Here is a 26065-nt window from a genome sequence, read left to right on the forward strand (position 1 = left end):
CCGGCAATCGACAAAGCGCGAGCTGGAACGAGGCCGCAGCAGCAGCGGTAGACATTGGCTCGAAGATCACGGGAACGCCACCGCACTTCATCGGGCTCTTGCCTACTTCTTTCTCGACATGCAACATCGACCTTCAGTGCCAAAGAAAGTACCCAGATGACATCCTACGGCAGTACCCTAGAAATGGGGTATCCGCACGCCTCATCTCGCTCAATCGGCGCCGCGGATCGTCTCTTCCAGAGCAAGGCTCGTCTTCATGAGGTGATCGTCGTTGTGACGCACTCCCGAGAGCAAGAAGCCCACCGGCAGTCCGGCCGATCCCTTGCCGCACGGAATGGAAACCCCGCAGAAGTCCAGGAAATTGCCGATCATTGTGTTGCGAAGCGTCTTGAAGTTGGTTTTGACGAAGAGATCATCGTCCTCAAGCAGCGGAGCAGTGAGCGGAGCGACATGGGAAACCGTCGGATAAGCGATGATCTCGTTCGGGCCAATCATGGATTCGACCTCGGCGGTCAGACGCTCGCGCTCGGCAAGCGTCTCGAGGTAGTCGACAAGCGTGATCTTCTCGCCCAAGCGCAAGCGCGCAACGACCCGCCGGTCGATCGTGCCCGCGGCAGGTCCCGCAAGGCGTTCGTGATGAAGGGCAAAGGCCTCCGCAGTCACAAGTGGACCACGCTTGCCCATCACCTCGAAGATTTCCGCAAAGGCCGGAATGGGCTGGCGCCTTACCCGCACCCCAGCCTTCTCCAGGCGGGCGATGGTTGCCTCGAATGCGACAACCACTTCCTCTTCGCAATCCTCGAAAACAACCGTCTGCGGGACGACCAGCGATATGTCGGACAGCGCTATGCTGCGAGCGGGCGATGGCGTTGCGCCGCGCATGGCCGCGTCGATCCAGATCGCGTCCTGTGCGCTCCGGCACAGCGGCCCGAGTGAATCGAGGCTCGTCGCCAGGGGAAATACGCCCTTCATCGAGTAACGTCCGCGGCTCGCCTTATAACCGACGATCCCGGTGAAGGCTGCCGGAATGCGAACGGAACCGCCGGTATCGGTGCCGATCGAGACCGGCACGAGACCGCTGGCGACTGCGGCAGCCGACCCCGACGAAGAGCCGCCCGGCAGGCGTGCCGCGTCCGCCGAAGCCGGATTCCGCGGCGTGCCGTAATGGGGATTGATGCCGAGACCGGAGAAGGCGAACTCGCTCATATTCACCCGGCCGACGGCAACCATGCCCGCCTGCCGCAAAGCCGCAACGACGGCTGCGTCACTCGCAGCGGGCCGGGCATCCGCCAGGATGACGGAACCGGCTGTCGTCGGCATGCCCTCAAGGTCGAACAGGTCCTTCCAGGCGATCGGGATTCCATCGAGCAAACCGAGCGAGCGTCCGGAGCGAATGCGTGCCGAGGCGGCTTCGGCTTCCGCCATCGCCCGTTCGGCTGTCAGGGCGACAAAGATCGATGGATCGTCGTGACGCCTGATTGCATCCAGCGTTTCCTCAGCCAGGGTCCTTGGATCAAGCGCTCCGGCCTGAAGGAGCACCGACAATCCCGCCAGCGAGCGAGGTGGATATCTGTCCGTCATCGATCCATTCCTTTTCTCAACCGCGTTTGGCGATCATGCATTCGTGAAGTCCATTCCGATCGATTTGCCGGAGTAGCGATCGCCGCAACCTTGAGCGAGCCGCTGTCATTTGACAATGATGTCGCGAGCGCAATGTCCTTCCAAACTGCATTCATAAGGATTTTCATCGTGAAGCAAGATATTGAAATCAGCGCAGCCGACGGCACGGCGAAGGCCAGCATCTTTCGTTCGGATATCTCGGCAGAGGTTGCCGAGGCAGCGCCGGGCGTCATTCTCTACATGGACGCGATGGGACCGCGGGACTCGCTCTACGGCATGGCCCAGCAGCTTGCGGATGCCGGCTATATCGTCCTCCTGCCTGATCTCTTCTACCGCTTCGGCGCTTACGGCCCGTTCTCAGGAAATTCTTTCTCGAACGAAGCCCACCGCGCGGAAATCCTGAAGATGCTGCATGGGACCAGCCAGGAGATGACGAAAAACGATACGGCCGCCTTTCTCGACGTGCTCGCTTCGGCGGGTGCTCAGGGTCCGGTCGGCACGGTCGGCTATTGCATGGGCGGCGCCCGCGCTCTGACCGCTCTTGCAAGCTACCCCGACCGCGTGGCATCTGCCGCAAGCTTCCATGGCGGCAATCTTGCCAGCGATGCGGAAGACAGCCCGCACCGCCTTGCCGACAAGATGCGGGGCCGGGTCTATATCGGCGTTGCCGGTGTGGACAACAGTTTCCCGCCGGAACAATCCACCCGTCTGGAAGAGGCACTGCGGACGTCAGGCGTCGACCACGTGATCGAAAACTATGTCGGCATGGCCCATGGCTGGACCGTTCCCGACCATGGCGTCTACAACGAGGCCGGCGCCGACCGCCACTGGAAGCGGCTGCTGACTTTCTTCGACGAAACGCTGAACTGACGGCTTGCTATCGGCCAATCGACCCGCCGCGCTACCGCATCTGGCGCGGCTTTACATTATCCGGCGACACGCCGCGACGCGATGACAAGGCGCCGTTCCCACAGGATCAGGCCAAGGCTTGATCCCACGATCAGCAACGCTCCGGCAAAGACGTTGACGGCTGGAATCTCGGCCCAGATGAGATAGCCATAGAGGAAGGCCCAGACCAGGCCGCTATATTCTACAGGCGCCAGCGTCGAGGCGGGCGCGTAGCGAAAGCCCTCATAGAGGAAATACTGCCCGGCCGCGCTGACGAAGCCCAGCCCGATCATCAGGCACCATCCGAAAAGGTCCGGTGTCTTCCATGTCCACGGCAGCATGATCCCGCACGCAACGACGAAGAAGAAGCTTGTCGCCATCATCTGGTTGAGCGTGCTCTCCGTGCGGCTGACGAGACGAACAAGAATGACGCTCCACGCCCAGCAGAAGCCCGCAAACAGAACCATGCCGGCCGGTATAAGGCTCGGCGCATGCGTCGGGTTTGCGGCAAGGACCACGCCGACAAAGCCGCCGATGCAGGCGAGCCAGCGAACAGGCCCAACCTTCTCGTTGAGGATGAAGATGGACAGCACGACCACCATGACGGGCGCGCAGAAATACATGGTGGTGATTTCGGCCAGCCCCAGATGCCGCGCCGACGAGTAGAAGGCGAGCCAGGCCATGAACATCAATAGCGCACGCAGCAGAAGCGAATTGCGGTGCGGGCTTTTCAGGATAGAAGGATGGCGCTGCCGCCACACCATGAACGCCGCAAAGCCTGTGATGATGATGCTGCGCATGAACAGGATCTGCGGAACTTCATAGTCCGCCACCAGCCATTTGACCACGGCGTCCTGCATCGCAAAAAGGGAGTAGCCGATGCACGCCAAGGCAATGCCGGCGAGCGGGCTCGGAACCTGATCGGTCGGTCGCGAAAACATGGGATGCCTGTGGGGAATAATCGTCTGCAGAAAGCCTCGAATAACAAGAAGCGTGTGGGATGGCAACGATAAAGCCTGACGGCGAACAACACGCTAAGATGAAGTTGGAGTCCCCTCTAATTAAGTTGACAATCTTCTCGTATTTTGACGAGTATCCGCCATCCAAAACGGCCTGCGTTGGGGGGACTTATGTCTAAGCGCGCGTTCATCGGACTTTCGGCTCTTTTCCTTGCAGCTCTTTCCCTAACGGCGCCGTCAGGCGCGATGGCAGCGGAGCCGGCGCGCAAGATCGTTACGACCCAGGATGGAGACTATTTCGGTTTCGATCTGAGGACCGAGCAGAATGTCACACTGGATCAATGCGAGACGAGTTGCAGCGGCGACCATTCCTGCCGGGCCTTCACCTATAATCCGAAGGTGAAGTGGTGCTTCCTGAAATCGGACTTCAACAAGCTCAACAGCTTTACCGGAGCGATTGCCGGCAAGGTGGTCGAGGCCAGCGGCGATCCGGATATCGGCGCGGCTCCCGCCCTACCCTTCATCACGGACAAGATGGTTCAGGACGCCCGCGACGCCAAGGCGAACCTGGCGATGACCGACCAGCAGAAGACGCAAGGCTTGGAGAGCCTGATTGCGCTTGCGCGGATTGAGCTGACCGCCGGCAACATCCAAAATTCGCTGACCGCCTTCAAGGGCGCGCTTGCGATCACGCCCGACGACGGCGATCTCTGGGTCGAGATGGCCCGCGCGATCAACACCGTCTCCAACGACTCCGAGGCGGCCGTCCAGGCCTCGCTGGCGGCGCTCAACGGCTACCAGCTGAGCCGGACCACGCAGAACCGCGCCGACGCACTGGCGGTCATGGCGACCGCCCTGCAGAACTCCCAGAGCTACCGCACAGCACTCAGCGCTTACAAGGCGAGCCTCGCATTGGTGAATTCGAAGACCGTTGCCGCCGCCTATAACGATCTGCGCACCCGTCAGGGCTTCCGTGTGATCGGGAACTCGATCGACAATGACAGCGCCACACCCCGCGCCTGCGTCCAGTTCTCCGAGAACCTGGTCAAGAATATCGATTACGCGCCCTTCGTGCTGTTGAACGGTGCAGCACCGAAGGCTGTCGAATCCAGGGACAAGCAGATTTGCGTCGAAGGCCTGACCCATGGCGAGCGCTACAAGCTGTCGCTGCGCGCGGGCCTGCCCTCTTCCGTCGATGAGAGCCTCGAAGGCCAGGTCGACCTTGATTTCTACGTCAAGGATCGTTCGGCTTTGGTGCATTTCACCGGCGACAATTTCGTCCTGCCGTCAGCCGTGCGCCGCGGCATCCCGCTGATCTCGGTCAATGCAACGACGGCCAATCTGAAACTCTATCGCATCGGCGATCGCGGCATCGCGCCGCTTCTGACGAGCTCCCAGTTCCTGACCCAGCTCGACGGCTATAGCGCACAGCGCATTCAGGACGAGTCCGGCGAGCTGGTCTGGCAGGGCTCGATCGATATCAAGAGCGAACTCAACAAGGATGTCGTGACCAGCTTCCCGGTCGACGAGGCTCTGCCGCAGCGCAAGCCGGGCATCTATGTGCTGACCGCCACGCTGCCGAATGCACCGGGTCAGGAATGGGATTCTCAGGCGACCCAATGGTTTGTCGTGTCCGATATCGGCCTCTCGACCTATGCCGGCACGGATGGGCTCAATGTCTTTGCCCGTTCGCTTTCGACCGCCAAGCCGCTTGCCAATGTCGACCTGCAGCTGCTTGCCAAGAACAACGAAGTGCTCGGCACGGCCAAGACCGATGCAAACGGTCACGCCACCTTCACAGCCGGCCTGATGCGTGGGACCGCATCGCTGACACCGGCCGTCATGACGGCAAAGACCGGTGACGAGGATTACGTCTTCCTGGACATGACCCGCGCCGGCTTCGATCTCTCCGACCGCGGTGTCACCGGGCGCACGGCGCCGGGCGCAATCGACGTCCTCTCCTGGACCGAACGGGGTATCTACCGCGCCGGCGAAACGGTGCATGCGTCAGCGCTTGCCCGCGACACGGCCCAGAATGCGGTCGAGAACCTGCCTTTGACCTTCGTCTTCAACCGCCCTGATGGTGTCGAGGACCGGCGTATCGTCAACAACGGCACGCTCGGCGGCTATACGCTTGATCTGCCCCTGCAGCCCAATGCCATGCGCGGCACCTGGACGATGCAGATCTATACCGACCCCAAGGGAACGGCGATCGGCTCGGCGCAGTTCCTGGTCGATGATTTCGTGCCTGACCGCACCGAATTCGACCTGAAGAGCGACGCCAAAGCGTTCGACGTCGGCACGCCAGTGCCTGTTACGGTCGACGGCCGCTATCTCTATGGCGCACCGGCAGCCGGTCTCAATCTCGAAGGCGAAGTCGTTTTGAAGACGACCCGCCAGAATGCTGACTTCCCCGGGTACCAGTTCGGCCTAGTCGATGAACAGGCCAGCGACGACACCCGCATTCCGCTCGACAATCTCGAGCCGCTTGACGACAATGGTCACGCCACTTTCGATGTCGGGCTGACGGATGTTCCCTCGACAACACAGCTGCTGAACGCCGATGTGACGGTTCGCATGCAGGAGGCCGGCGGCCGGGCCGTCGAGCGTTCCCTGACGTTGCCGGTGAAATCGCAAGGCTCTGTCATCGGCATCAAGCCTGAATTCTCCGGTGACCTTGCCGAGAATTCGGTCGGCCACTTCCATGTCATTTCCGTCAACGCCGCGGGCCAGAAGCAGGCCATGTCCGGCCTGAAATGGAAACTCGTCAAGCTGGAACAGAATTACCAGTGGTATCGCGACGGCACCGCCTGGAAATATGAATCCGTCACGACGACCAAGCAGGTCGCAAACGGTTCGGTCGACGTGACCGCCGACGGCGCCGATATTTCTACGCCGGTCGGCTGGGGCCGCTATCAGCTTTCGGTCGAGACCGGAGCAACCGACGGGCCGACGACAAGCGTGCAGTTCGATGCCGGCTGGTACGTCGCCACATCCTCGACGGAAACTCCCGACGCGCTGGAAATCGGCATCGACAAGGACACCTATGCGGTCGGCGAGACGGCCAAGCTGAAGGTCTCGCCCCATTTCGGCGGCGAACTGCTGATCAATGTCGGCACAGACAATGTGATTGCGACCGAGACGGCCAGCATTCCCGCCGAGGGTGGTGAGGTCGATATCCCCGTAACGGACAAGTGGGGTGCAGGCGCCTATATCACCGCGACGCTCTTTAGGCCCGGCGAAGCCCAGGAGAGCCGCATGCCGATGCGCGCAATCGGCATCAAGTGGCTGAAGGTCGATCCGGCCGGGCGCAAGCTTGCGATCAAGCTCACACCGCCGGACAAGACGCTGCCGCGACAGGCGCTGAACATCCCCGTCCAGGTCAGCGGCGCCGGCGTCGGCGAAGAAGCCTATGTCACGGTTGCCGCGGTCGATGTCGGTATTCTCAATCTCACCCGCTACGACGTTCCAAACCCTGATGGCTGGTATTTCGGCCAGCGTCAGCTGGGCCTCGAAATCCGCGATCTCTACGGCCGGTTGATCGACGGCTCGCTCGGCGCGACCGGTCGTCTCAGGACGGGCGGCGACGGCGCAGCACCGGCGCTGAACGGCTCGCCGCCGAAGGAGAAACTCGTTGCCTTCTTCTCCGGCCCCGTGAAGCTTGACGCCGACGGGAAGGCAAATGTCAGCTTTGACATTCCACAGTTCAATGGCACCGTGCGCGTCATGGCCGTCGCCTGGTCAAAGACAGGCGTTGGGCACGCCAGTACTGACGTCATCATCCGCGATCCGGTGGTGGTCACGGCCAGCCTGCCGAAATTCCTGGCACCGGGAGACAAGTCGCAGCTTCTGCTTGAAGTGACCGACACCGATGCACCACCCGGCACCTATCAGCTGCAGGTGTCGAGCAATTCCGACGTCAGTATCGATCAGGCTGAGGCCTCGCAGACGCTCAATCTCGAGGCGGGCAAGAAGACCTCACTGACCTTGCCGCTGACGGGCGTCCAGCCCGGCGACGGCGCAATCACGGTGCGGCTATCCAATACATCAGGGATGTCGCTTGATCAGTCGCTCGACATCCCGGTGCGTCCGTCCTCTCTACCGGTTGCCGAGCGTCGTCCGCTGACGATCAAGCCCGGCAACGGCCTGACGATCGACGGCAATCTGCTCGCCGACAGCATCCTTCCCGATGCCTCGGTCAGCGTGAATGTGACCCGCGCCGACAGTTTCGATATCCCCTCGCTGCTCATGAGCCTCGACCGTTACCCCTACGGCTGCGCCGAGCAGACGACGAGCCGGGCGATGCCGTTGCTTTACCTCAGCGAACTGTCGAAGAAATCGGGTCTGCCCGATGATCCCGACACGCAGAAGCGGGTGCAGGACGCTATCTACCGCGTCCTCTCCTACCAGTCCTCGACTGGCAGCTTCGGCCTCTGGGCGCCGGGCTCCGGAGACCTCTGGCTCGACGCCTATGTCACCGATTTCCTGACGCGGGCGCGCGAGCAGAAATATACCGTGCCTGACCAGGCCATGGTGCAGGCGCTCGAAAACCTGCAGAACTCGATCGGATACGACAACAGCATCAAGGACAATGGCGAGCAGATCGCCTACGCGATCTACGTCCTTGCCCGCAACAAGAAGGCTGCGATCAGCGATCTGCGCTACTATGCCGACACGATGCTCGCCAGCTTCCCGACGCCGCTTTCCAAGGCGCACCTGGCGGCGGCCCTCGCGCTTTATGGCGATGCCCAACGCTCGCGGACGATCTTCCTCGATGCGCTGCAGATGTCGGAACAGGCGCAGGTGACCAAGGTCAGCTTCGCGCGCTCGGACTATGGCTCGTCGCTGCGCGACGGCGCTGCCGTTCTGGCGCTTGCCGCCGAAAGCCGTCCGGTACCGCCGATCGTGCCGGAACTGACGAAAATCGTCTCCAAGGAATGGCAGCACACGGACTATACCAGCACCCAGGAACAGACCTGGATGCTGCTTGCCGCCCGAGCCCTGCAGGATGGCGACACTGACCTCAAGCTCGACGTCAACGGCGCGGCCCACAGCGGTGCCTACATGGCACGGCTGACCGGTGACGAACTGCTGCAGCATCCGGTAACCGTGAAGAACTACACCAAGGACCCGGTCTCCGCCATCGTCACCACGCTTGCGGCACCGAAGCAGCCGCTGCCTGCCAGCAGCAACGGCTTCACCATCGAGAAGACCTACTACACGATGGATGGCGAGCAGGCGAACATCAGCCAGGTTCAGCAGAACGAGCGCTATGTTGTCGTCCTCAAGGTCACGATCGCCAATGACTGGCCAACCCGGATGATGATCACCGACCTGCTGCCCGCTGGCTTCGAGATCGACAATCCGAGCATCGTCGATAGCGCCCAGCTTTCGAACTTCGACTGGATCGGCAACACTCATCCGGCCCATGTCGAATTCCGCAATGATCGTTTCGTGGCGGCGATCAACCACGGAACTGCTGACGACAGCGCCGGCAACGACGTGAATTCCAGCGATGACGGCTCGGCAAACAGCGACGATAGCGCCAACAGCAACGACAGCTCCGACGATGCGGATACCGACAGCGTTACGCTCGCCTATGTCGTGCGCGCAGTCACGCCCGGCACCTATGATCAGCCGGGCGCCAACGTCGAGGATATGTACCGGCCTCAATTCTTCGCCCGCACGGCGACGGGCCGCATGGAGGTCACGGCGGCACACTGATGTCGATCTGGCGGAAATTGGCGATTGGAGGCTTAGGCGCGCTGCTTCTTGCAGCGGCCCTCGTCTTCGGTCTTGAGGCGGCCGACAGAGCCTATCCGCCGCCGTTGGACAGGGCGAATGTCGTGTCAGCGGAAGTTCTCGATGCCGACGGGCAGTTGCTGCGCGCCTTTGCGACCAGGGATGGACGCTGGCGTCTGAAAACCGATGTCGCGGATGTCGATCCGCAATTCGCCCGGATGCTGGTTGCCTATGAGGACCGGCGTTTTTACGACCACCACGGCATCGACATTTTCGCCTTCGGACGGGCGGCCCTTCAGCTGATCAGAAGCGGCCATATCGTCTCGGGCGGATCGACGCTTTCTATGCAGGTCGCCCGACTGATCGAGCCGCGCAGTAGCCGCTCCTTTGCAGCGAAGTTCATCCAGATCGCCCGCGCGATCCAGATCGAGCGGCGGCTGAGCAAAGAGCAGATCCTCGATCTCTACCTCACCCATGCGCCCTATGGCGGCAATCTCGAAGGCATCCGGGCGGCGAGCCTTGCCTATTTCGGCAAGGAGCCACACCGACTGACGGTCGCCCAATCGGCGCTGCTCGTGGCGCTGCCGCAGCTGCCGGAAAAGCGCCGGCCGGACCGCAATCTGGCCGCCGCCGAGGCCGCACGCCGTCGCGTATTACAGCGCGTCGCCGTCGAAAAGGTGGTCGGTTCCGATGAAAGCGCCCGTGCCGAACTCACGGCGATCCCGACGCTGCGAATGCAGCTGCCCGCCTACGCGGCGCATCTGGCGGAGGCGGCACTGCGCAAGGAGCCAAAGGTCGAGCAACACCGCACGACGCTGCGGCGCTCGATCCAGCAAGGCCTGGAATCCGTTGCCCGCGACGCCGCCGCCAAGCTCAATCCGAAGGTTTCGGTCGCCATGGTGATGGCCGACGCCACGACCGGCGAGATCGTCGGCGAGGTCGGCTCGGCCAATTATTTCGACAATGTCCGGTCCGGCTGGATCGACATGACGCGCGTCAACCGCTCTCCCGGCTCGACGCTGAAGCCGTTCATCTACGGCCTCGCCTTCGAGCAGGGGATGATTTCGCAGGAAACCATCATCGAGGACAAGCCCGCCGACTTCTTCGGCTATCGCCCGAAGAATTTCGACATGACCTATCAGGGCGACGTGACGGTTCGACAGGCGCTTCAGCTCTCGCTCAACGTCCCGGCCGTCCGCCTGCTCGATGCGGTCGGACCGACGCGGCTTCTCGTGCGTTTCCGTCGCGCCGATGTCCGCCCGGCACTGCCGGTCAACGAAATGCCGGGCCTTGCCATCGGCCTTGGCGGCGTCGGTATCACGCTCAAGGACCTGGTGCAGCTCTATGCCGGGCTTGCAAACCGCAGCCAGCCGGTCCGATTGGGCGACGGTATCCAGGAGAAGCCGGGGCTCATCGATGCCGAGCCGCTGCTGGAGCCGGTCGCGGCCTGGAATGTCGCCGATATCCTGTCGGGCGTGATCGCGCCCGTCGGCAGCATCCAGCGCGGCATCGCCTACAAGACCGGCACGAGCTACGGCTATCGCGATGCCTGGTCGGTCGGCTATGACGGTCGCTATGTGCTCGGCGTCTGGGTCGGCCGTCCCGACAACGGTGCGGTGCCCGGCCTCGCCGGCTATATGTCCGCAGCGCCCATCCTGTTCCAGGGTTTTGAAAAATCCGGCGTCCCTTTCACGCCGATGCCGCCGGCGCCGAGAGGCGCGGTGCGTATCGCACAGGCGCAGCTGCCGATGAGCCAGAGGCGGTTCTCGCTTGATGCCAACGGGTTGCTTTCCGCTTCGGCGCGCGAGCAGGCGCCGCAAATCGTCTATCCGCCCGAAGGCGCGCATGTGGAACTGAGCGATGAGGGCAACGGCTCGATGATGCCGCTGATCCTGAAGCTGCAGGGCGGAAGAGCGCCCTTCCGCTGGCTCGCCAACGGCAAGCCGCTCGCCGATCTCTCCCGAAATCGCATCAGCCAGTGGGTGCCTGACGGTGTCGGCTATTCTACCCTAACGGTGATTGACGCTGCGGGGCGGGCCGCCACCGTCAACGTGTTCCTGCAGTAACGATATTGAGGGCCAATCATCAAACCGCTTCAATTTCGATCACTGCAATCGAGTGCCATAGAATTGATATTTAATGTTTCTTAACTCGTCGCTCGATCAGCCCAGACTGACATACCGGGCAGAGTTTGAGGAGAATCGAGATGCTTTTGACCCCAGTTGCCAACCCCACAAATGCCCGCCGACCGACCCAGGGCACCCCGAATTCGGGCTATTGCGGGGCCATGGCTCACTCCGCGAGCACGCGGTCAAATTCGTTCTCGAGGAGACTCTCAGTGCAGTCACTTCCGCGCGCCTTCACCAAGCGCGCGCCTTCACCAAGCATGAGTTCGTGATTTGATTAAAGAGCAATGAGAAGACCAATGTGATCCGAACCGTCAGATATAGTCCGAGACCTGAAACCGCCCATGAAGCAACGACTTGCCTCGCTTTCGATTTCCCTTGCCAGTGTCGTCATCATCGCCAGTTCATTCCAAAGCCGCTCTGCTTTGGGCCTGGTTGTTGAAGCCTGCAAGATTAACGTTGCCATAACAGGGTCGCCGTACCCGTGTATGAAAGTCGTTCAGGACAAGGATCCCCTGTCGTCATACGCCGTGCTTCGCGAGCCAGCTAACAAAGAACGGACGATTCTAGCGCCGCTCGCTGACGTCCCGGGCATCGAAGACCCACGTCTTTTGACGGTTGGCGCGCCAAATTACTTTGAGGATGCCTGGAACGAACGATCAGCGGCGATACGCTTTCGCGCAATGGGAGTTCCGCCACAGGATTTCGCGCTGGCTATAAACGCCGCCAGTTGGCGCACACAGGATAGGCTTCATGTCCACATTGGCTGCGGGACGCCTCGCTTTCGTACCCTGCTGAAGAGCCATAAGACCGAGATTGGCGGATCCAAATTTACTAAATTGAAAGACAGCGGCTGGTGGGCAAAATTCTATGCCGCGGACAACCTTTCAAAATTGAATCCATTGAAAGCTGTCGCCGACGGCGTTGATGGAGCCCTGTCAAACATGAAAAACGTCGTCATTGGCGTATTTGCCTCAACCCTTCCGGATGATCAGCAAGGATTTTACATTCTGGCCCGCATAATCGGAGCAAGCAAATCAAGAGGATCCGCGGAAGATATGATCGATCCCAGCTGCCAATTCTAAACGAACATGTAGCGCGTGGGGGATTGGCGTTGTTGCCGCTACCGCGAACCCGTGATCCTCCATCCCTGGTTAGCACGGCAGGTTCGCTGAAGTCTTCAGAAGGCAACGTTTATGGGCGAGCCAGTGCACAAATGTCGGGCGTACAGCGATTGGAATTCAGGTTCCCAATCCTTGAGACTGTAATCATCGGCATAGCCCAAAAGGAGTAGTTGACTATATGGGAGGTCATCGGCAGATTGCCGCAACCTGGAGGGATAAATGCAAACGCAATCATTTCATTCCGAAGTTGTTCGTTCAGTCACTTATGATGAGCATACAGAAACCTTGACAATCTACTTTACGAACAGCCGGAACGCTGCTTATTTCGACGTCCCACCAATGGTGGCCGAGCAATTGTTCAATATGCCCGATCCCGCCGAATTCGTTGCGCGGTTTATTGCGTCCTCATACTCACCACTCCAGGTCGGCTGGAAATCTATCTTCCGCCGCCGAAAAGCCGAGATAGCGCCAGAGCGGACCGACGATTGGCTTAAAGAGATTGGGACTTTGCGGTACCGACGGCGTTGAGCGTTTGCTCGCGCAGGAGATTAAGATTGCCAGCCTCCCATCTCCCCGACATTCAATGCAAATCTCCAGAACGGCCCTCAACATTGCGGGCTTCAGCCGCTGCGGACACAGCGGCCATAGGCGCGATGGCCGGACTCCCGCGGCGCCAACCAAGGGAGCGGTCGTTTATTCCCCTGGTCTAAGGTCTGATCTTGAAACATTTGCGCCACCGCCACCTACCTCAGAGCTCTCAATTCTCAGCGAGGACAGACCCCTACTCTGGCGGACGCTCCCGACTGGCAGCGGTCGCCCACCCACTTTGGTCAAATTTACAGGACCTCAAAAAAGGTTCCTCCTCATGCCATGCGCGAGCGCTGCCCCCCATACCGAGCCTGCGACCCCCGCTATAAGATTAGGTTCCGCTACTTGCGTCCGCATGACGAACTCACGCAAACCAATCGTGACGCCCGCCAGCAAAATACTTCCCACGATCGCAACGCCTGTCTTTTGAGACATCATTTTGGCGATGAGGGCGCTTATTGTGGCAAACACTACAAAGCGAACAGCGATCGCCTGAGATCGGCAGGGTCTTTTCACCCGAGACAGCGCAACGGCGTTCATAGTTATCGGTGATCGTCAGGCGAAACGCGCCCTGCCCTAATCTCGGCTTGATCAGCGTCGGATTGCCGAAGCGCTCAGCCATGATCGGCTCTGTATTGCGAATCTCAGGAACCGAGTTCAATCGATCTGTGACTGCGGACCATAGATATTGCCCATCCCCTTCCTCCGCGTTGAATCCCTTACCGGTCACGATGTTTGGCGACCAGCTCTCCGGAACAGGCAGCCAGAGCTCTTTCGGCCAAAAGAACGGCTGGGTCAGTATCCGACAACCGATGACGGGATCCTGTCGATCGTCCAGGGCAATCGGATCGCGGCGATAGCTCGCAATTCGCGCCCGCATTTCAGAGCGACTGGAAACGCCATTCTTAAGGCCAAAGGCTTCCCAGGCCAGAGACAGCGGCGCGATTGACGCGTGACCGAAGATGCCGCCGCCAACGATGAAGTTGTTTGGCGAATGCAGCTTGAAGAGGAATAGTTCGCCGGGCTGAAGCGCCCGAAACTGCGTCGTCCCGCTGGGTTGCCAGAAATTGACTTCGTCATGTGGAACAGAGGCGCTCAACTGATCGAACCAGGCCTTGTCCGTAACGCCGACGAAGAGACGGACCATGGTCTAGCCTCTCAGCTCGGCTGTGTTTTGAAGCGCCGACGTTCTGGCAATCCACGTTGTCAGTGCCGCAGCCCGAGAGCCAACTACTGCGGACCATAGCTTACAGATCGTCGTCGTCTTGTTCCTTTTCACTTCGGCGTTCCTCACGCGTCCACCGTGCCTCATGTCGTGAGCACCCGCCTGAGATCAGACAACAGCTTTTCGCGCCGGCCCTCCGAAAGTTTGGCCAAGTTGTCGACCTTCCAGCGCACCGCCGGCAAGTCCGCGGCTCCAGGCACGCCTAGCAAGTCCCAGTCTGGCTCGCCGGCCTTGAAGGAGAGAAGAAAGCGCCGGTGCTCGGCAGGCATCTTGCCAACGACCTCGGCGATTAGAGCTTCACGAGCATCGTACAGCGCCTCCAGGGTCACGGGCTCTTCCGTCATGCCGGCAAACCCCGCATCAAACTCGTGGCGCAAGTCCTTGCACGTCGGCGCCAAGACATCGCCCATCGGCCTGTTGTGGCTCAGGATGTAGACGATGAAGGCACGCCGCAGCTCATCGGATATTCCCTCATTCGCGAGCAGATCCCTGACATCGAACAAGTCTCGCGGATGCTGCCGATCCAAGGCGGCGACGATCTTGCCGGCGTAGAGGTCCGGGAAGGACACAACGGGCACCTCGGCATATCCGAAGAGCTCTTCGACCCGGTCGCAAACCGCCCGTGTCTCGGGAGAATAGACGCAGCCACGAATGACAGGCGTCACCTCGATCTTGATCTGCACACTGTCGGAGGTAACCAGCACCTTTGTTGCAGCGCCTTCGCTGTGCATCGGCACGGCCTGGGTGCGGCTGCGCGGTACATTCTCGGCTATTCGGGCAGCAATCCGTCATATGGCGGCATCGATATTGGCGAGAGAAGTCGCGCGATCTTCGACCGGCAGATAAGTCAGATCGATATCGACCGACAGACGTGGAAGGTCTCGAACGAAAAGATTGATGGCCGTGCCACCCTTCAATGCAAAGACGTTCTCCTCTGCAACGAGCGGGAGAACTCGAACGAGGAGGCTGACTTGCGCGCGATAGGCTTCAGACGCCGGCATCGAGTGTCTCCGGCACAGTGATCTGATACTTGCTGTCCAGCCGACCGCCGACCACGATCTGGCGCTTGCCACGACCGAGGTCGATACGTTTGAGATCGAGCCGGCCGAACCATGGATGGGCGTGCCGCTCGGCGAACCAGAGGAACAGCCGCTTCACCTTCACGCTGCGACACGTTTCCAGCACGGCCTGAACCCGCTTCGGGCTTAGAGTGTGAACCGACTCCATTAGGACGTCCGCTTGATGGAAGGTCTCCCGGGATGGGAGCAGGTCGAGAAGCTCGCAAAATGCTCGCTCCGGCGCGGAGACATCAAGCTCCCACCCCCAGTGTCCCCATGCCAGGCGCATCCTTCCAGGTGCCTCGGCATCAAAGAGCCTGTCTGCCTTATGTTCGACGAACTGAGCGTCGGTCGGTATCCGCTCTACCCAGCCAGGCAGACTGCCATAGGCATACAGATGGATTTCTGGCTTGCCCGAGAAGGGGAGGTAGTGCGTCAGGCCTTGTAGCTCGAGGGCACTGCGGCCACCGACGTGCACGGATTTATCCAGAAGTCGTTGGAGCGAGATGATCACGCGCTGCCAGGCTATCGCCTGATCAGCGTTACCGGTTGGCCGCTGATAGACGCCACGAACGACACCTTCGAGCCAGCCCTGCGCCACATACTTTTGGCGCCACTGCCGACGGTAGCCGTGCTTTTCCAGCCAAGCGGTGTCAACCACCAGCCCCTCAGGGAGCAGGCGATGAAGTTGGTTTATCTTTTCGTTCTTTTGACCTACCATTAGTAGGCTAAAATAGCACGAGTCCAAACCGCGAGACAAGTTCGAGAATTCGTATTTTCGACCCATCAATGGTAGGCATAAACGCGCAATATTCAAACCACCAAGACACAACGAACCTGGAGGAGGAAATGGCCAAGCTGCCGAAATTCACGCTTACGCATAACGAGAAGAAAGATCGCTGGGATTTGACCAAAGATGGCGCGAGTCGTCCTGCGGCGAGTTTCGATACCAAATCTGATGCGACCAAAGGCGGCGCCCTCGAGAAGGCTGTCGGCAAGGATGGAGGATCGGTCAAGATCCAGAAGGTCGACGGTCAATTTCAAGAAGAGCGGACTTATCCGCGTGCTGCCGATCCCAAGAAATCGCCGGGCTAATTCGTATCCACCTCTCGGCACTTCAACGAAAGCAACCCGCATGCCTCGCACGATCGACGAAGTCATGGCCGATCTTCCACCGGCCCAGCAGGAAGAAATCGAGAGGCGATATCACGCGTTGCGTCGAACTCTGCCGTTCCCGCAGCGCGACAAAGCGCCAGACGACCCGCCTGCGGCCAAAAGCATCGGACCTCGCCTGCCGCGCCATCAATAACCTATCGAGACTTCCTCACTCTCGCCAGCCTACCACCGCGAGGGCGTGAAGCCGTGATCGTCATCGTCACCAAATAGGCGCTCCGCCTCGAAGCAATCCTCGATCGCCCGCGGAGACAAGCGAGCCTCGCGCTGCGTCAAGTGCTCTGTGGTCCAAGCCAGAAACGCCGACAATCTGGGGCTCGGTTCGGCCGAAACCTCTTCGGTGAGCATGGCGATGAGACGACGTAGTCGGTCCAGTTCATCAAGTTCGCAGAGAAGCGCGCTCAGTCCGGTGGTGCGGCGATCCTGAATGTGTTTGACGCGCGCAGCTAGTTCGCGGCGACGACGCTCCTCCTCAATCCTCCGCTGCTCTACCTCCCGCCTGAGCCGTTCTTCAGTTTTCGCCGCAGCAAGCACTGCAAGGCCTACAGCGATGTCGCTGGCCATATTCTCCAGCCGCTGAACCTTGGCGTCGCGGAAACTGCGGCGCGGCGCGCCCCCCCGGAAAACATACACCTGCTCGAACTCAAACGAGAGCTGGCCGGTCGGATGATGGTCCCATTCCGGAAAGCGAGGCCTGTCGGAGAATAGGTCATCCCAAGAGTTACGCCGTGCCGCACGATCCCTTTTTCGTTCCCAAGCCTCCTCCTTGGCTCGCTCAGCATCCGTCAGAACATGCTTTTCTCGCCTGATCGATTCTGCGATTGAGAAGCCGACAGTCTCAGTTTTGGATTTGAACTTCGCCAAGCCCTCGCCTGCGACGAGCTCAAAGCCCTGGAGTGATGCTGCCCGGATAATCCGCGGCAGCGCGATCGCAAGGCGGTCGATCGACAACGATGCCACCTCACACTTGATGAGCCCAGGCCCGTCAGCAACAACGATACCGATATCGGATGGCTTCGCTTTTCTGAGGCCCGCGAGCGTCCGCTCGATGATCGGGTGCGGCGGGGTTGCCTGGCTATCATCACCTTCAGACGCAAGGATACGCGCCTGTTCGCGCACGCCCGCAAGTGCGGCGGCTTCGCGGCTCAGATCCGCATTGGCAATTGTAATCCCATGGGCACTCCCTGCCTTGGCTTTCGGCAGCGGCGTTTGCTTCACCTTCTTCCCGGCAGCCTTCTTTGCCCACCAGCCAAGAGGTGGATTAGGGATGATCGAAGAGGATCGGGCCGTCATTCATTAAAATCGGCAAAGCGATCCTCTATCCAACTGAGGAGCTGGAGCGCTGGGATCGCTCAAACCTGGTTTCCTGTAGACGCATGTCAATTGCACCCTTCGATAAAACGGAGGATTGAAGTGGACTGAATGAGCAGGGTTGACCTTGAATTGACGGTAGATGCCGCCTGCATGGTATCCGTCAAAGGTCGGGTCAGCCCTGGTTCTGACCTACGCTCGCCTAAAGGCGGAGCTTGACCGTGCGGAATTCGTGCAACAGCATGCGAATCTGGGCTCCTGAAGTATTGCCCGGATTGTACCGGGATTACCACGATTTGGCGCCCGTTACAGATACCAGATACCGGCACCATCTCATCTCGATGATATGGCAACATACTGTAAAACAAGACTTTTTCTGATTGAATAGGTTGATCCACAACCAGCCAGCGCAGGAGTCGACGGGGCCTCCTTCGACTCAGATCGTCGTGCGAATATGCCGTTCGCGTCCATAGAGCGACACGAGGATGACAATGATGAGGCCAAGGGCTGCCTGAACCGCGGCGGGCTGGAAGCCCATGCCGATCAGCAGCGTGTTGATCTCGGTTAGAACAAGCACGCCGGCAATTGTGCCGAGATAACTGCCGCGGCCGCCGACAAGCGCAGCACCGCCGACGACAACAGCAGCAATGGTCTGGAAGAGATAGGGCTGGCCGACATCACCATAGGCAGAGCCGGTAAAGCCGAGCAGAAGCACGCCGGCGACCGCCGCAAAGAAGGCGCTGATCGCAAAAGTGATCACCCACATCCTGACTGGATCGATGAGCGCGAGGGGCGCTGCTCCCGGATTGCTGCCGAGCGCATAGAGCCGACGCCCATAAGGCGATCTCGATAGCACCAGAATGATCACAGCGGCGAGCGCGACAAGCGCCGGGATGAGCCATGGGAAGGGCAGAGGCCCGACGGAGCCGCCGATGGAGACAAAATCGGACACGGCCTGCGGTGCGGAGCCCGAGGGGAAGCCAGCCGTCCAGAGGAGGACCGCGCCCTGCACGATCATCCCGGATCCAAGCGTTACGATGAGCGGATGAATCTCCAGCTTGCGCGAGACGTAGCCGTTGAACGCACCAATCAGCAACGCGATGACCGCCACCAGCAGGCAAACCAGGGCGAAATTCCACTGCTCGCCATAGAGCTGCGCTGCCACGACATTGGCAAAGCCGATGACGAAGGGAATGGAAAGATCGATGCCACCGAGGATGACGACCAGCGTCTGCCCCACGCAGGCGACCGCCAACAGCGAAGCGACGACCAGCATCGCCCGGATCGCGAAGGACGAGGAATAGCCGGGAATGAGGATCGTGCCGACGAGGTGCAGGAGTGCCGCGATGACGAAGGCACCGAAGATGCGTCCGCCGGTGCTGGCGAGGAAACTTTTGAAACGGATCATCACGCCCTCCCCTTAACCGCGCGTTCCTGCACCGCCGTCAGGATGACGGCTGCGACCAGAATGGCGCCGTAGGCAATCTGCAGGACATAGGTCGAGACGTTGAAGGAGGTCAGCACGCTCTGCAGCAGGAAAATATCGATCGCGCCGATCGCCGCACCGATCAGCCCGCCGCGGCCGCCCGCAAGGCTGACGCCGCCAAGCGCGACCGCCGCAATGGCAATCAACGTATAGGTCTGGCCGATATTGGGATCGGCCGAGCCGATGAGCGCCGTCAGCATCAGCCCTGCGACACCGGCAAAGACACCTGTTATCACATAGGCGATGAAACGAACGCGCGTGACATCGACGCCGGCGGTATAGGCGGCGCGGTCGTCGCTGCCGATCGCCATCAGGAGATCGTAATAGGGAAGACGACGGATCAGCCACCAGGCTACGGCAATGACGGCCAGCGGCAAGATCGAATAAGTGCCGGCCATGGCCTTCAGCCAGTCGGGCGCAGGGCCAACCGGAGCGGGAAGGATCGTCAGCGTAACACCTGACAGCACCAGATAGGTGCCGAGCGTCGCGACGATCGGCTGGATGCGGATGACTGTTGTCATGAAGCCGTTGATTGCCCCGATAAGAGCCCCGACGAGAAGCGCTGCCGGAACGAGGACGAGGGGCGAGGAAATGCCGGCGGAGAGAAACAACGCCTGAATGACGATGGCGTTGACGAAGCCCATCAGCGGACCGACCGATATGTCGATGCCGCCGCGACCGCCAAGAATGACCGGCGCGGAGGCGAGCGCTGCCCCGATCAGAGGGGCTGCGAGGCCGATCAGGGTTCCCCAGGCAGACGGCGCGAAGCGCGCCGGATTGAGAAAGAGGTTGATGACCAGAAGCACCACGAGCAGGACAACGGCAAAGCCGGCGCTGCGCAGGATGGCTGACGTTTTAGAAGGTGATGCCATCGTCATGCGGCCCGCCTGAACATGGCTGAAATGACATTGTCCGTGGTCATGGCCTCTCCCGTCATTTCCGCCGTCACTTCGTTTTCGCGGAAGACCAGAACGCGTCCGCAGAGAACCAGGATTTCCTCGATCTCGCTCGACAGGATGACCAGCGCCATTCCCTCCCGCGCCAGTTCGCGGAAGACATCATAAAGAACATGACGCGTCGCGACATCGACGCCGCGTGTCGGGTCGTTGAGCAGGAGGACGTCAGGCTCCAGCGCCAAGGCACGGGCCAAGAGCACCTTTTGCTGGTTGCCGCCCGAAAGCGTGGTGATCGCCGCATCCGGCCTGGGCGCAGAAATGGACAGCTTTTCGCGATAGACATCGTATCGGCGGCGCCGGCTCTTCATGCTGATCAACCCAAGCACGGAATCGCGGCCGACAGTCGAGATGGCGAAATTGTCGAGCACCGACTGGGTTGGGAAGATCCCCGTCGCGCGTCGGTCGCGCGGCAGGTAGGCGACACCGTTTGCCACTGCCTTGCGAAAGCCGTTGATCTTCGTCTGCCGGCCGGCCTTGTCGAGCATAACCTCACCGGAGACGGGCGCGCGAAGGCCGGCAAGCACTTCAAGGAAGCGCTCCTGCCCATGGCCGTCGAGACCGGCCAGCCCGACGATTTCGCCCGGACGGATCATTTGCGAGATCGGCGCAGCCCCCTGCCCGATCACAATGCCTCTGGTTTCGAGCGTCATGGCGTCAGGCATGGGAAAGCTCCGCTGCGGTCTGGGGCGCCATGGCCTTCAACAATTCGGCTGGTGTCGAGACGCCGCAATCTTCGGTCTTCACCACCCTGCCGCCGCGCAGGATCGAAATGCGGTCGGAGAGGGACATGACCTCATCCATGCGATGCGTAATGAAAAGCAGCAAAGCGCCCTCGCCGGCGAGCTGGCGCATCAACCGGAAGACGGATTCACGATCCGCATAGTCGAGCGCCGCCGTCACCTCGTCGAGAATGAGAACGCGCGGCCTGCGCACCACGGCGCGGGCAAGCACGATGAGCTGCTGCGCGGCAAGCGGCAGCGAGCCTGCGGGCGCATCGAGCGGAACGTTGGTTATCGCGAAACGACCGAGCGCCGCGGCGGCGGTTTCGCGGCGCTTGTCGCGCGGGACCCGGCGTTTGAAAGGGCTGTCGAGACCGAGAAGAATATTGTCCGTCACCGTTCGGTCTGGCGCGATCAGCACCTCCTGGAACACGGTCGCGAAGCCGACGGCCTGGAAATCGGCCGGCGCCTTGCCACTCAAGGGTTTGCCATCGAGGCGCATGGTGCCGCCATCCGGCTCAACGATGCCCGACAGCAGCTTCACCATCGTGCTCTTTCCCGAGCCGTTTTCGCCGAGGATCGTATGCACCGTCCCTTGGCGAAAAGCGATCGTGGCGTCCGAAAGGGCCACCGTCTCGCCATAGCGCTTGGAGACGTTTTCAATATCCAGCATGTCTCACTCATGAATAAAGGGGATCGCAACCCATCGGCTGCGATCCGGCTTCGTCACTTTATCAGATCACTTGCTACCACATCACTTGGCGCAAGCGTCCGGCGTCTTCGAGTAATCCCAGCCGATGGTCGGCTTGGCACCGGTGAAATAGGCGTCCAGCAGATCTTCCGGCATCGGATCGGTCGGCGGAACCGGGAAGACGGAGACGGCATCCGGCGTCATGCAGTCCTTGTACCACTTGCCGAGATCGGCTTCATGCACCGCCGGGATCGGGATCATCAGCGTGTTCAGCTTCGGCTTCTGGCCATCGAGCATGCGCGCCGCGACACGGAAGAGCGTCTGGGCGGTCCAATGCGGCAGCAGCGCATGACCTTCGAAGCGATACTTGTCCGGGTTGGCCTTCCAGTAGCCGAGCGCGTCGCCTGTCAGAGAACCCGTGATCAGCGGAGCCGGGCGGCCGGCCTGAGCGAAGGCTTCGGCGATGACCCGGCTTTCGCTGCCCGTCGACCAAACGGCATCGATCTTGGCCGGGTTGGTCGCGATCGCCTGCAGGACGACGGTCTTCGTCACATTGGCCGTCCAGTTGCCGTTGACGCTGCGCGAAACCTTCAGGCCCTTGTCCTCCTTCAGTGCCTTGTCGGCGCCCTGGCGCTCCTGGGCGACGATCGGATGGCCGGCAATGCCTTCGACCATCAGCACATTGCCGCCTGACGGCAGCGACTTGTTGATCGCCGACATCATGTCATAGCCCCAACGGGCATAGTTGCTGTCGACATTGATGGCATCAGGGCTGGTGACCGAGCCGGCGGCCGTGATGAAGGGAATGCCCGCCTTGGCAGCAGCGGCGACCGCATCGTCCAGTGCCGTGGCGGAACCCGGGATCGAGGTGATGATCGAGCATTTCTTGTCGATGAAGGCGCGGATCTGGTTGATCTGCTGGCTCACATCATTGTTGCTGTCGGAAACTTCGAAGCTGGATACGGTGCCGTCGGCAATCAGGCCATCAACGAGGCGCTTCAGCTCCTTGGTGACTGTCACGCGCCAGGGATTGCCCTGATAGGATTCTGAGTGGCACCATTTCCAGGGCTTCGGCGGCGGGGTCCAGTTGTCCCAGGCCGAGGGCAGGATCTTCTGCGGCGCGCCGTCATATTGTGCCTTGAGCGGATCCGGCAGGGCGCCGACGACGGAAGCCACATCTGCAGCATGGGCGTGCGCTGTTATTGCCAGCACCGCCGTTGCGGCCATCACGCCGCTCATCATTCTCTTCATATCCACTCTCCTCCATATGTTGGCCCGCCTCGCGCGGGCATCTCGGCACCTGACAAGCGTCGACGAAGTCGACCCCCTGCCATTCCCGATTTCCTCCTACCCCATCTTCTTATGTGAAGAGTATTTTCACATATGGATTATTTTGACAAGTGGGCGCCGAAAGCTGTGGCTTCCTTCACAGGCCGTGATTATATCGTGAAACGTCGTATTTTCGCCGAGGTTCAGGCAGTGCATACGATTTGAATAGCGATTTTTGGAGGAGTGTAATGGGCCTGAAATATCTGGTTTTTGTCGGAACCCTCAACCGTGCGGCGCCATATTTCCAGGGTGCCAACGGCGACGGTCTTTCGGTCTACAGCTTTGACGAGGACACGCTCGCCCTCGAGAGGCTGGCCAATGTTCCCGATATCGAGAATCCGACCTTCCTCTCCGTCGATGCGAGCGGCAATTACGTCTATGCAAATTCCGAAGTCTTCGGCTGGAAGGAAGGTCTCGTAAGCGCCTTCCGTTTCGACCGCGAAGCCGGCACGCTCGACTACATCAATATGCAGCCGTCGCTTGGCAGCATCACCGCCCAGAATGCTGTTACGCGCGACAATCGCAAGCTGCTTGTGGTCAACTACGGCATGGGTTCGGGCGGTCCCGATCAGGCAGCGGTCGTCTATGGGCTTAGAGACGACGGCGGGCTGACCCCGCCGATATCAAGCATTGCCCGCGAGGGAACCGGGCCGAATACCGACCGGCAGGAACGCAGCCACGCACACAGCATCACCGAGATTGCCGGCAATATCGTCATCCTCGCCGATCTCGGAACGGACAGCCTCGCCTCCTACCGACTGTCGGCCGACGGCACGCTGGAAGAGCTCGCGGACACCAAGACCGCGCCCGGTGCCGGACCGCGCCATGTGGCCCTGCATCCGAATGGACAGCTCCTTTTTGTCATGAACGAGCTGGATTCAACGATTGCCAGCTTCGCCGTCGATGCAAGGAGCGGGGTGCTGACCGCACTCGATGCCCAGCCGGCCGTTCCCGAAGAGGCAAGATCGAAAAATCACTGTGCCGATATCCAGATCTCGCCGGACGGGCGCTTTCTCTATGGCTCCAACCGCGGTCACGACAGCATCGTGGTTTTCGAAACAGATCCGGAGAACGGCAAGCTTTCCCACGTCGGTTTCTTTCCCTGTGGCGGCGCGACACCACGCAATCTGGCCCTGACGCCCTCCGGCCGCCATCTGTTCTGCGCGAACCAGAATGCTGACCGGATTTCGATTTTCGAGCGGGATGTCCAAACCGGTGCGCTTGCCGATACCGGCCAGGCAATCGAGGTCGGAACGCCGATGTGCGTGCGCATTGTGCGCTGACCACTGACCGAGCAGCCGGCTCTGCGCTACGACGCGCGAACGGGAAGGATCAGGCTTTGACCATCCCGTTCGCCATCAGCCAGGTGACGGCCTCCTGGACCGCCTGCAGCGAAGTGTAGCGCGGCGCATAGCCGAGGAGACGCTGCGCCTTGGCGATCGAGCAGTTCGGGCTGCGGGCAATATGCTCCCATGTCGCCTTTGCGTCCTCTGGCGACTGGCTTTCAGCCCATTTCTCGTAAGGCAGAAATTCAAGGTTCGGCTCCCGCCCAAACCAGCGTGACATCGCCTCGGCATATCCCCTCAAGGTCAGGGCTCCGCTGGAAACCGCATGAAAACTCTCGCCGATCGACGCGCTCCAGTTGGCGACCGCACCCATGAACATGGCCGCGACATCGTCGGCATGAACGTGATGCACTGTCTCGAGACCGAAATTCGGGAGGGCGAGCAGGTCTCCCCGTGCCAGGGTGGTAAACACCGAGTTGTTGAAATTGCCGGCGGGATTGAGAGGCGCCCAGCCGGGACCGACGATATGACCGGGATGAATGAGCGTCGCCGGAAAGCCTTTGTGTCGCGCCTGTTCAAGGAGATAGGTCTCGATCGCTGCCTTTTGCGTTCCGTACTCACCGAATGGGCGCTTGGGCGCGTCCTCCGGCGTCGGCACGACGGTCGAATGACCATGGGTCCAGATGGTGCCGGTGTGCAGGAAATGGCCGACATGCCCCGACAGGGCTTCCACGAGATGCCGAGCGCTTTCCAGCTTGAAGCAGATCATGTCGATGACGATCTCGGGCTTGAGGGCGCGGATGGCGGGGCCAAACTCGCCAGATTTCTCCATCGTCTCGCGGTCCATCTGCCGCTGCTCGACGGCGGACCAACCCTGATGCGGCAGGTAGGGTTTTGCTTGGCCGCGGCTGACCGTGACGACATCATGTCCCGCCTCGACGAGCCTCGGAACCAGATAGGTGCCCACGTGCCCAGTCGCTCCGATCACCACCACTTTTGCCATGCCATCTCCTCCTCGATATCAGCATAGGTCTTTCAGATAGGCCCAAGCTAGCGCGGGATAGTTTCGCTGCCAGCGCGACCTATTGATCCAGGGAGGCGTCCCAACGCATATTTTGGGCCCTCAACAACCCAAGAGCGAAAAAACGGCCCATATCCCTGTGGTATTTTTATTCGCGCGAAAACGTGCGATGACGCCATAAAAACACGCAAAAGTAGATGACGGCATGGTTAAACGATTTATTCTGCTGAGGTCGATGGGACTATATTCCCTCCCGCCTCCGACTTTCGTCGGAACCTAAATCACCACAGATGGTTTTAATAGACTGGCGACCATCTGCAAAAGACTTTCGTCAGTTGGTTGAATTCACAGCCCTCTTAAAATATATTGGTTTTAAGGGCCTAACTTGAGGAGCAAGGACTCCGATGAGTTTTTCGCAGCGTAGGGCCGCGCGAGGTAATGTCATGTACGCACCACGCGTTTTTGCAAGCATGATTGGCGCCCTTCTCGCCTTTGCCGTCGCGACCTATTTTCTGACACAATCGCTCCCAAGAACGCTTATTGAGACGATTATCTGCGCCATTTTGCTGCAGGTAGGTTATTTTCTGGGAGTTCTTTACCTCTCCTGGAAAGAAACCAAGGCGCGCAGGGCGCGGCTTGGTGACGGCAAGACGATGGGCGTCAGCCATACCGACGACACGTCCGTGGGCTTGCCGACTTCCAATATGAACCGTTCAGAGCCGCTTAATCGCTGATCCAGCTGCAAGTGGCGGTCTCTTCGGAT

19 protein-coding genes and 1 pseudogene are annotated in these 26065 nt (G+C 60.4%); 8 read left to right on the forward strand and 12 right to left on the reverse strand.

The genetic code is table 11. The features are described 5' to 3' along the window. Window positions 1–210 precede the first annotated feature (210 nt). Window positions 211–1581: an amidase gene (locus DTW90_RS28105; RefSeq protein ID WP_149342625.1), complete on the reverse strand. Its 1371-nt coding sequence runs from the start codon at window positions 1579–1581 to the stop codon at window positions 211–213. 168 nt (window positions 1582–1749) lie between these two features. Between DTW90_RS28105 and DTW90_RS28110 the strand changes: the two genes are divergently transcribed. Continuing rightward, a complete protein-coding gene (locus DTW90_RS28110) occupies window positions 1750–2490 on the forward strand; it encodes a dienelactone hydrolase family protein (RefSeq protein WP_149342627.1) in 741 nt (246 codons plus the stop codon). Window positions 2491–2546: 56 nt separating this feature from the next. Here DTW90_RS28110 and DTW90_RS28115 read toward each other — a convergent pair whose 3' ends face one another. Continuing rightward, window positions 2547–3449 (reverse strand): DMT family transporter, encoded by a 903-nt coding sequence (locus DTW90_RS28115; RefSeq protein ID WP_149342629.1) that lies wholly within the window; start codon window positions 3447–3449, stop codon window positions 2547–2549. A gap of 189 nt (window positions 3450–3638) precedes the next feature. Here DTW90_RS28115 and DTW90_RS28120 point away from each other — a divergent pair, with 189 nt between their 5' ends. The 4 genes from DTW90_RS28120 (at window position 3639) to DTW90_RS28135 (ending at window position 12987) form a co-directional block, all read left to right on the forward strand. Next, the gene (locus tag DTW90_RS28120; protein WP_149342630.1) at window positions 3639–9191 is read left to right on the forward strand and encodes an alpha-2-macroglobulin family protein; all 5553 of its coding nucleotides are present in this window, start codon (window positions 3639–3641) and stop codon (window positions 9189–9191) included. Beyond that, window positions 9191–11275: a penicillin-binding protein 1C gene (gene pbpC, locus DTW90_RS28125; RefSeq protein ID WP_149342632.1), complete on the forward strand. Its 2085-nt coding sequence runs from the start codon at window positions 9191–9193 to the stop codon at window positions 11273–11275. Before DTW90_RS28120 ends, pbpC begins: the two co-directional genes overlap by 1 nt. Window positions 11276–11679: 404 nt before the next feature. Further along, window positions 11680–12420 carry a CDP-diacylglycerol diphosphatase gene (locus DTW90_RS28130; RefSeq protein ID WP_149342633.1) on the forward strand — a complete coding sequence of 247 codons (741 nt, stop codon included), beginning with the start codon at window positions 11680–11682 and terminating at the stop codon, window positions 12418–12420. A gap of 258 nt (window positions 12421–12678) precedes the next feature. Next, a complete protein-coding gene (locus DTW90_RS28135; RefSeq protein WP_132527790.1) occupies window positions 12679–12987 on the forward strand; it encodes a KTSC domain-containing protein in 309 nt (102 codons plus the stop codon). Window positions 12988–13411: 424 nt separating this feature from the next. On the opposite strand, the gene DTW90_RS28140 is transcribed toward DTW90_RS28135, so the two are convergent. From DTW90_RS28140 to DTW90_RS28150, 3 genes and pseudogenes are all read right to left on the reverse strand, one after another. Further along, a complete protein-coding gene (locus tag DTW90_RS28140) occupies window positions 13412–14194 on the reverse strand; it encodes an HNH endonuclease (protein WP_188080085.1) in 783 nt (260 codons plus the stop codon). A 161-nt stretch (window positions 14195–14355) separates the two neighbouring features. Further along, window positions 14356–15273: pseudogene (locus tag DTW90_RS28145) on the reverse strand (nucleotidyl transferase AbiEii/AbiGii toxin family protein). After that, the gene (locus DTW90_RS28150; RefSeq protein WP_149342635.1) at window positions 15260–16051 is read right to left on the reverse strand and encodes a type IV toxin-antitoxin system AbiEi family antitoxin; all 792 of its coding nucleotides are present in this window, start codon (window positions 16049–16051) and stop codon (window positions 15260–15262) included. Before DTW90_RS28150 ends, DTW90_RS28145 begins: the two are co-directional and overlap by 14 nt. 128 nt (window positions 16052–16179) lie before the next feature. On the opposite strand from DTW90_RS28150, the gene DTW90_RS28155 reads away from it, so the two are divergent. Beyond that, the gene (locus DTW90_RS28155; protein ID WP_008125023.1) at window positions 16180–16425 is read left to right on the forward strand and encodes a DUF2188 domain-containing protein; all 246 of its coding nucleotides are present in this window, start codon (window positions 16180–16182) and stop codon (window positions 16423–16425) included. Between the two features lie 243 nt (window positions 16426–16668). Here DTW90_RS28155 and DTW90_RS28160 read toward each other — a convergent pair whose 3' ends face one another. From DTW90_RS28160 to DTW90_RS28190, 6 genes are all read right to left on the reverse strand, one after another. Next, on the reverse strand, window positions 16669–17622 hold the full coding sequence (locus DTW90_RS28160; protein WP_210251439.1) for a hypothetical protein: 954 nt from the start codon (window positions 17620–17622) through the stop codon (window positions 16669–16671). 628 nt (window positions 17623–18250) lie between these two features. Then, window positions 18251–19222, reverse strand: a complete 972-nt coding sequence (locus DTW90_RS28170; protein WP_149342637.1) for an ABC transporter permease — start codon at window positions 19220–19222, stop codon at window positions 18251–18253. Beyond that, on the reverse strand, window positions 19222–20172 hold the full coding sequence (locus tag DTW90_RS28175) for an ABC transporter permease (RefSeq protein WP_149342681.1): 951 nt from the start codon (window positions 20170–20172) through the stop codon (window positions 19222–19224). Before DTW90_RS28175 ends, DTW90_RS28170 begins: the two co-directional genes overlap by 1 nt. A 2-nt stretch (window positions 20173–20174) precedes the next feature. Continuing rightward, complete coding sequence (locus DTW90_RS28180) at window positions 20175–20918, reverse strand: ATP-binding cassette domain-containing protein (protein WP_149342639.1); 744 nt, start codon at window positions 20916–20918, stop codon at window positions 20175–20177. Beyond that, on the reverse strand, window positions 20911–21648 hold the full coding sequence (locus DTW90_RS28185; RefSeq protein WP_149342641.1) for an ATP-binding cassette domain-containing protein: 738 nt from the start codon (window positions 21646–21648) through the stop codon (window positions 20911–20913). Before DTW90_RS28185 ends, DTW90_RS28180 begins: the two co-directional genes overlap by 8 nt. Before the next feature lie 81 nt (window positions 21649–21729). Further along, complete coding sequence (locus DTW90_RS28190; protein WP_149342643.1) at window positions 21730–22917, reverse strand: ABC transporter substrate-binding protein; 1188 nt, start codon at window positions 22915–22917, stop codon at window positions 21730–21732. A 266-nt stretch (window positions 22918–23183) separates the two neighbouring features. On the opposite strand from DTW90_RS28190, the gene DTW90_RS28195 reads away from it, so the two are divergent. Next, window positions 23184–24278, forward strand: a complete 1095-nt coding sequence (locus DTW90_RS28195; RefSeq protein WP_149342644.1) for a lactonase family protein — start codon at window positions 23184–23186, stop codon at window positions 24276–24278. A gap of 49 nt (window positions 24279–24327) precedes the next feature. On the opposite strand, the gene DTW90_RS28200 is transcribed toward DTW90_RS28195, so the two are convergent. After that, window positions 24328–25284 carry an NAD(P)-dependent oxidoreductase gene (locus DTW90_RS28200; protein WP_149342646.1) on the reverse strand — a complete coding sequence of 319 codons (957 nt, stop codon included), beginning with the start codon at window positions 25282–25284 and terminating at the stop codon, window positions 24328–24330. A 461-nt stretch (window positions 25285–25745) separates the two neighbouring features. Here DTW90_RS28200 and DTW90_RS28205 point away from each other — a divergent pair, with 461 nt between their 5' ends. After that, window positions 25746–26036, forward strand: coding sequence for an exopolysaccharide production repressor protein (locus DTW90_RS28205; protein WP_149342683.1), 291 nt, complete (start codon window positions 25746–25748; stop codon window positions 26034–26036). Window positions 26037–26065: the final 29 nt, after the last annotated feature.

The sequence above is a fragment of the Neorhizobium sp. P12A genome, assembly GCF_008365395.1.
Taxonomy (GTDB): domain Bacteria; phylum Pseudomonadota; class Alphaproteobacteria; order Rhizobiales; family Rhizobiaceae; genus Rhizobium.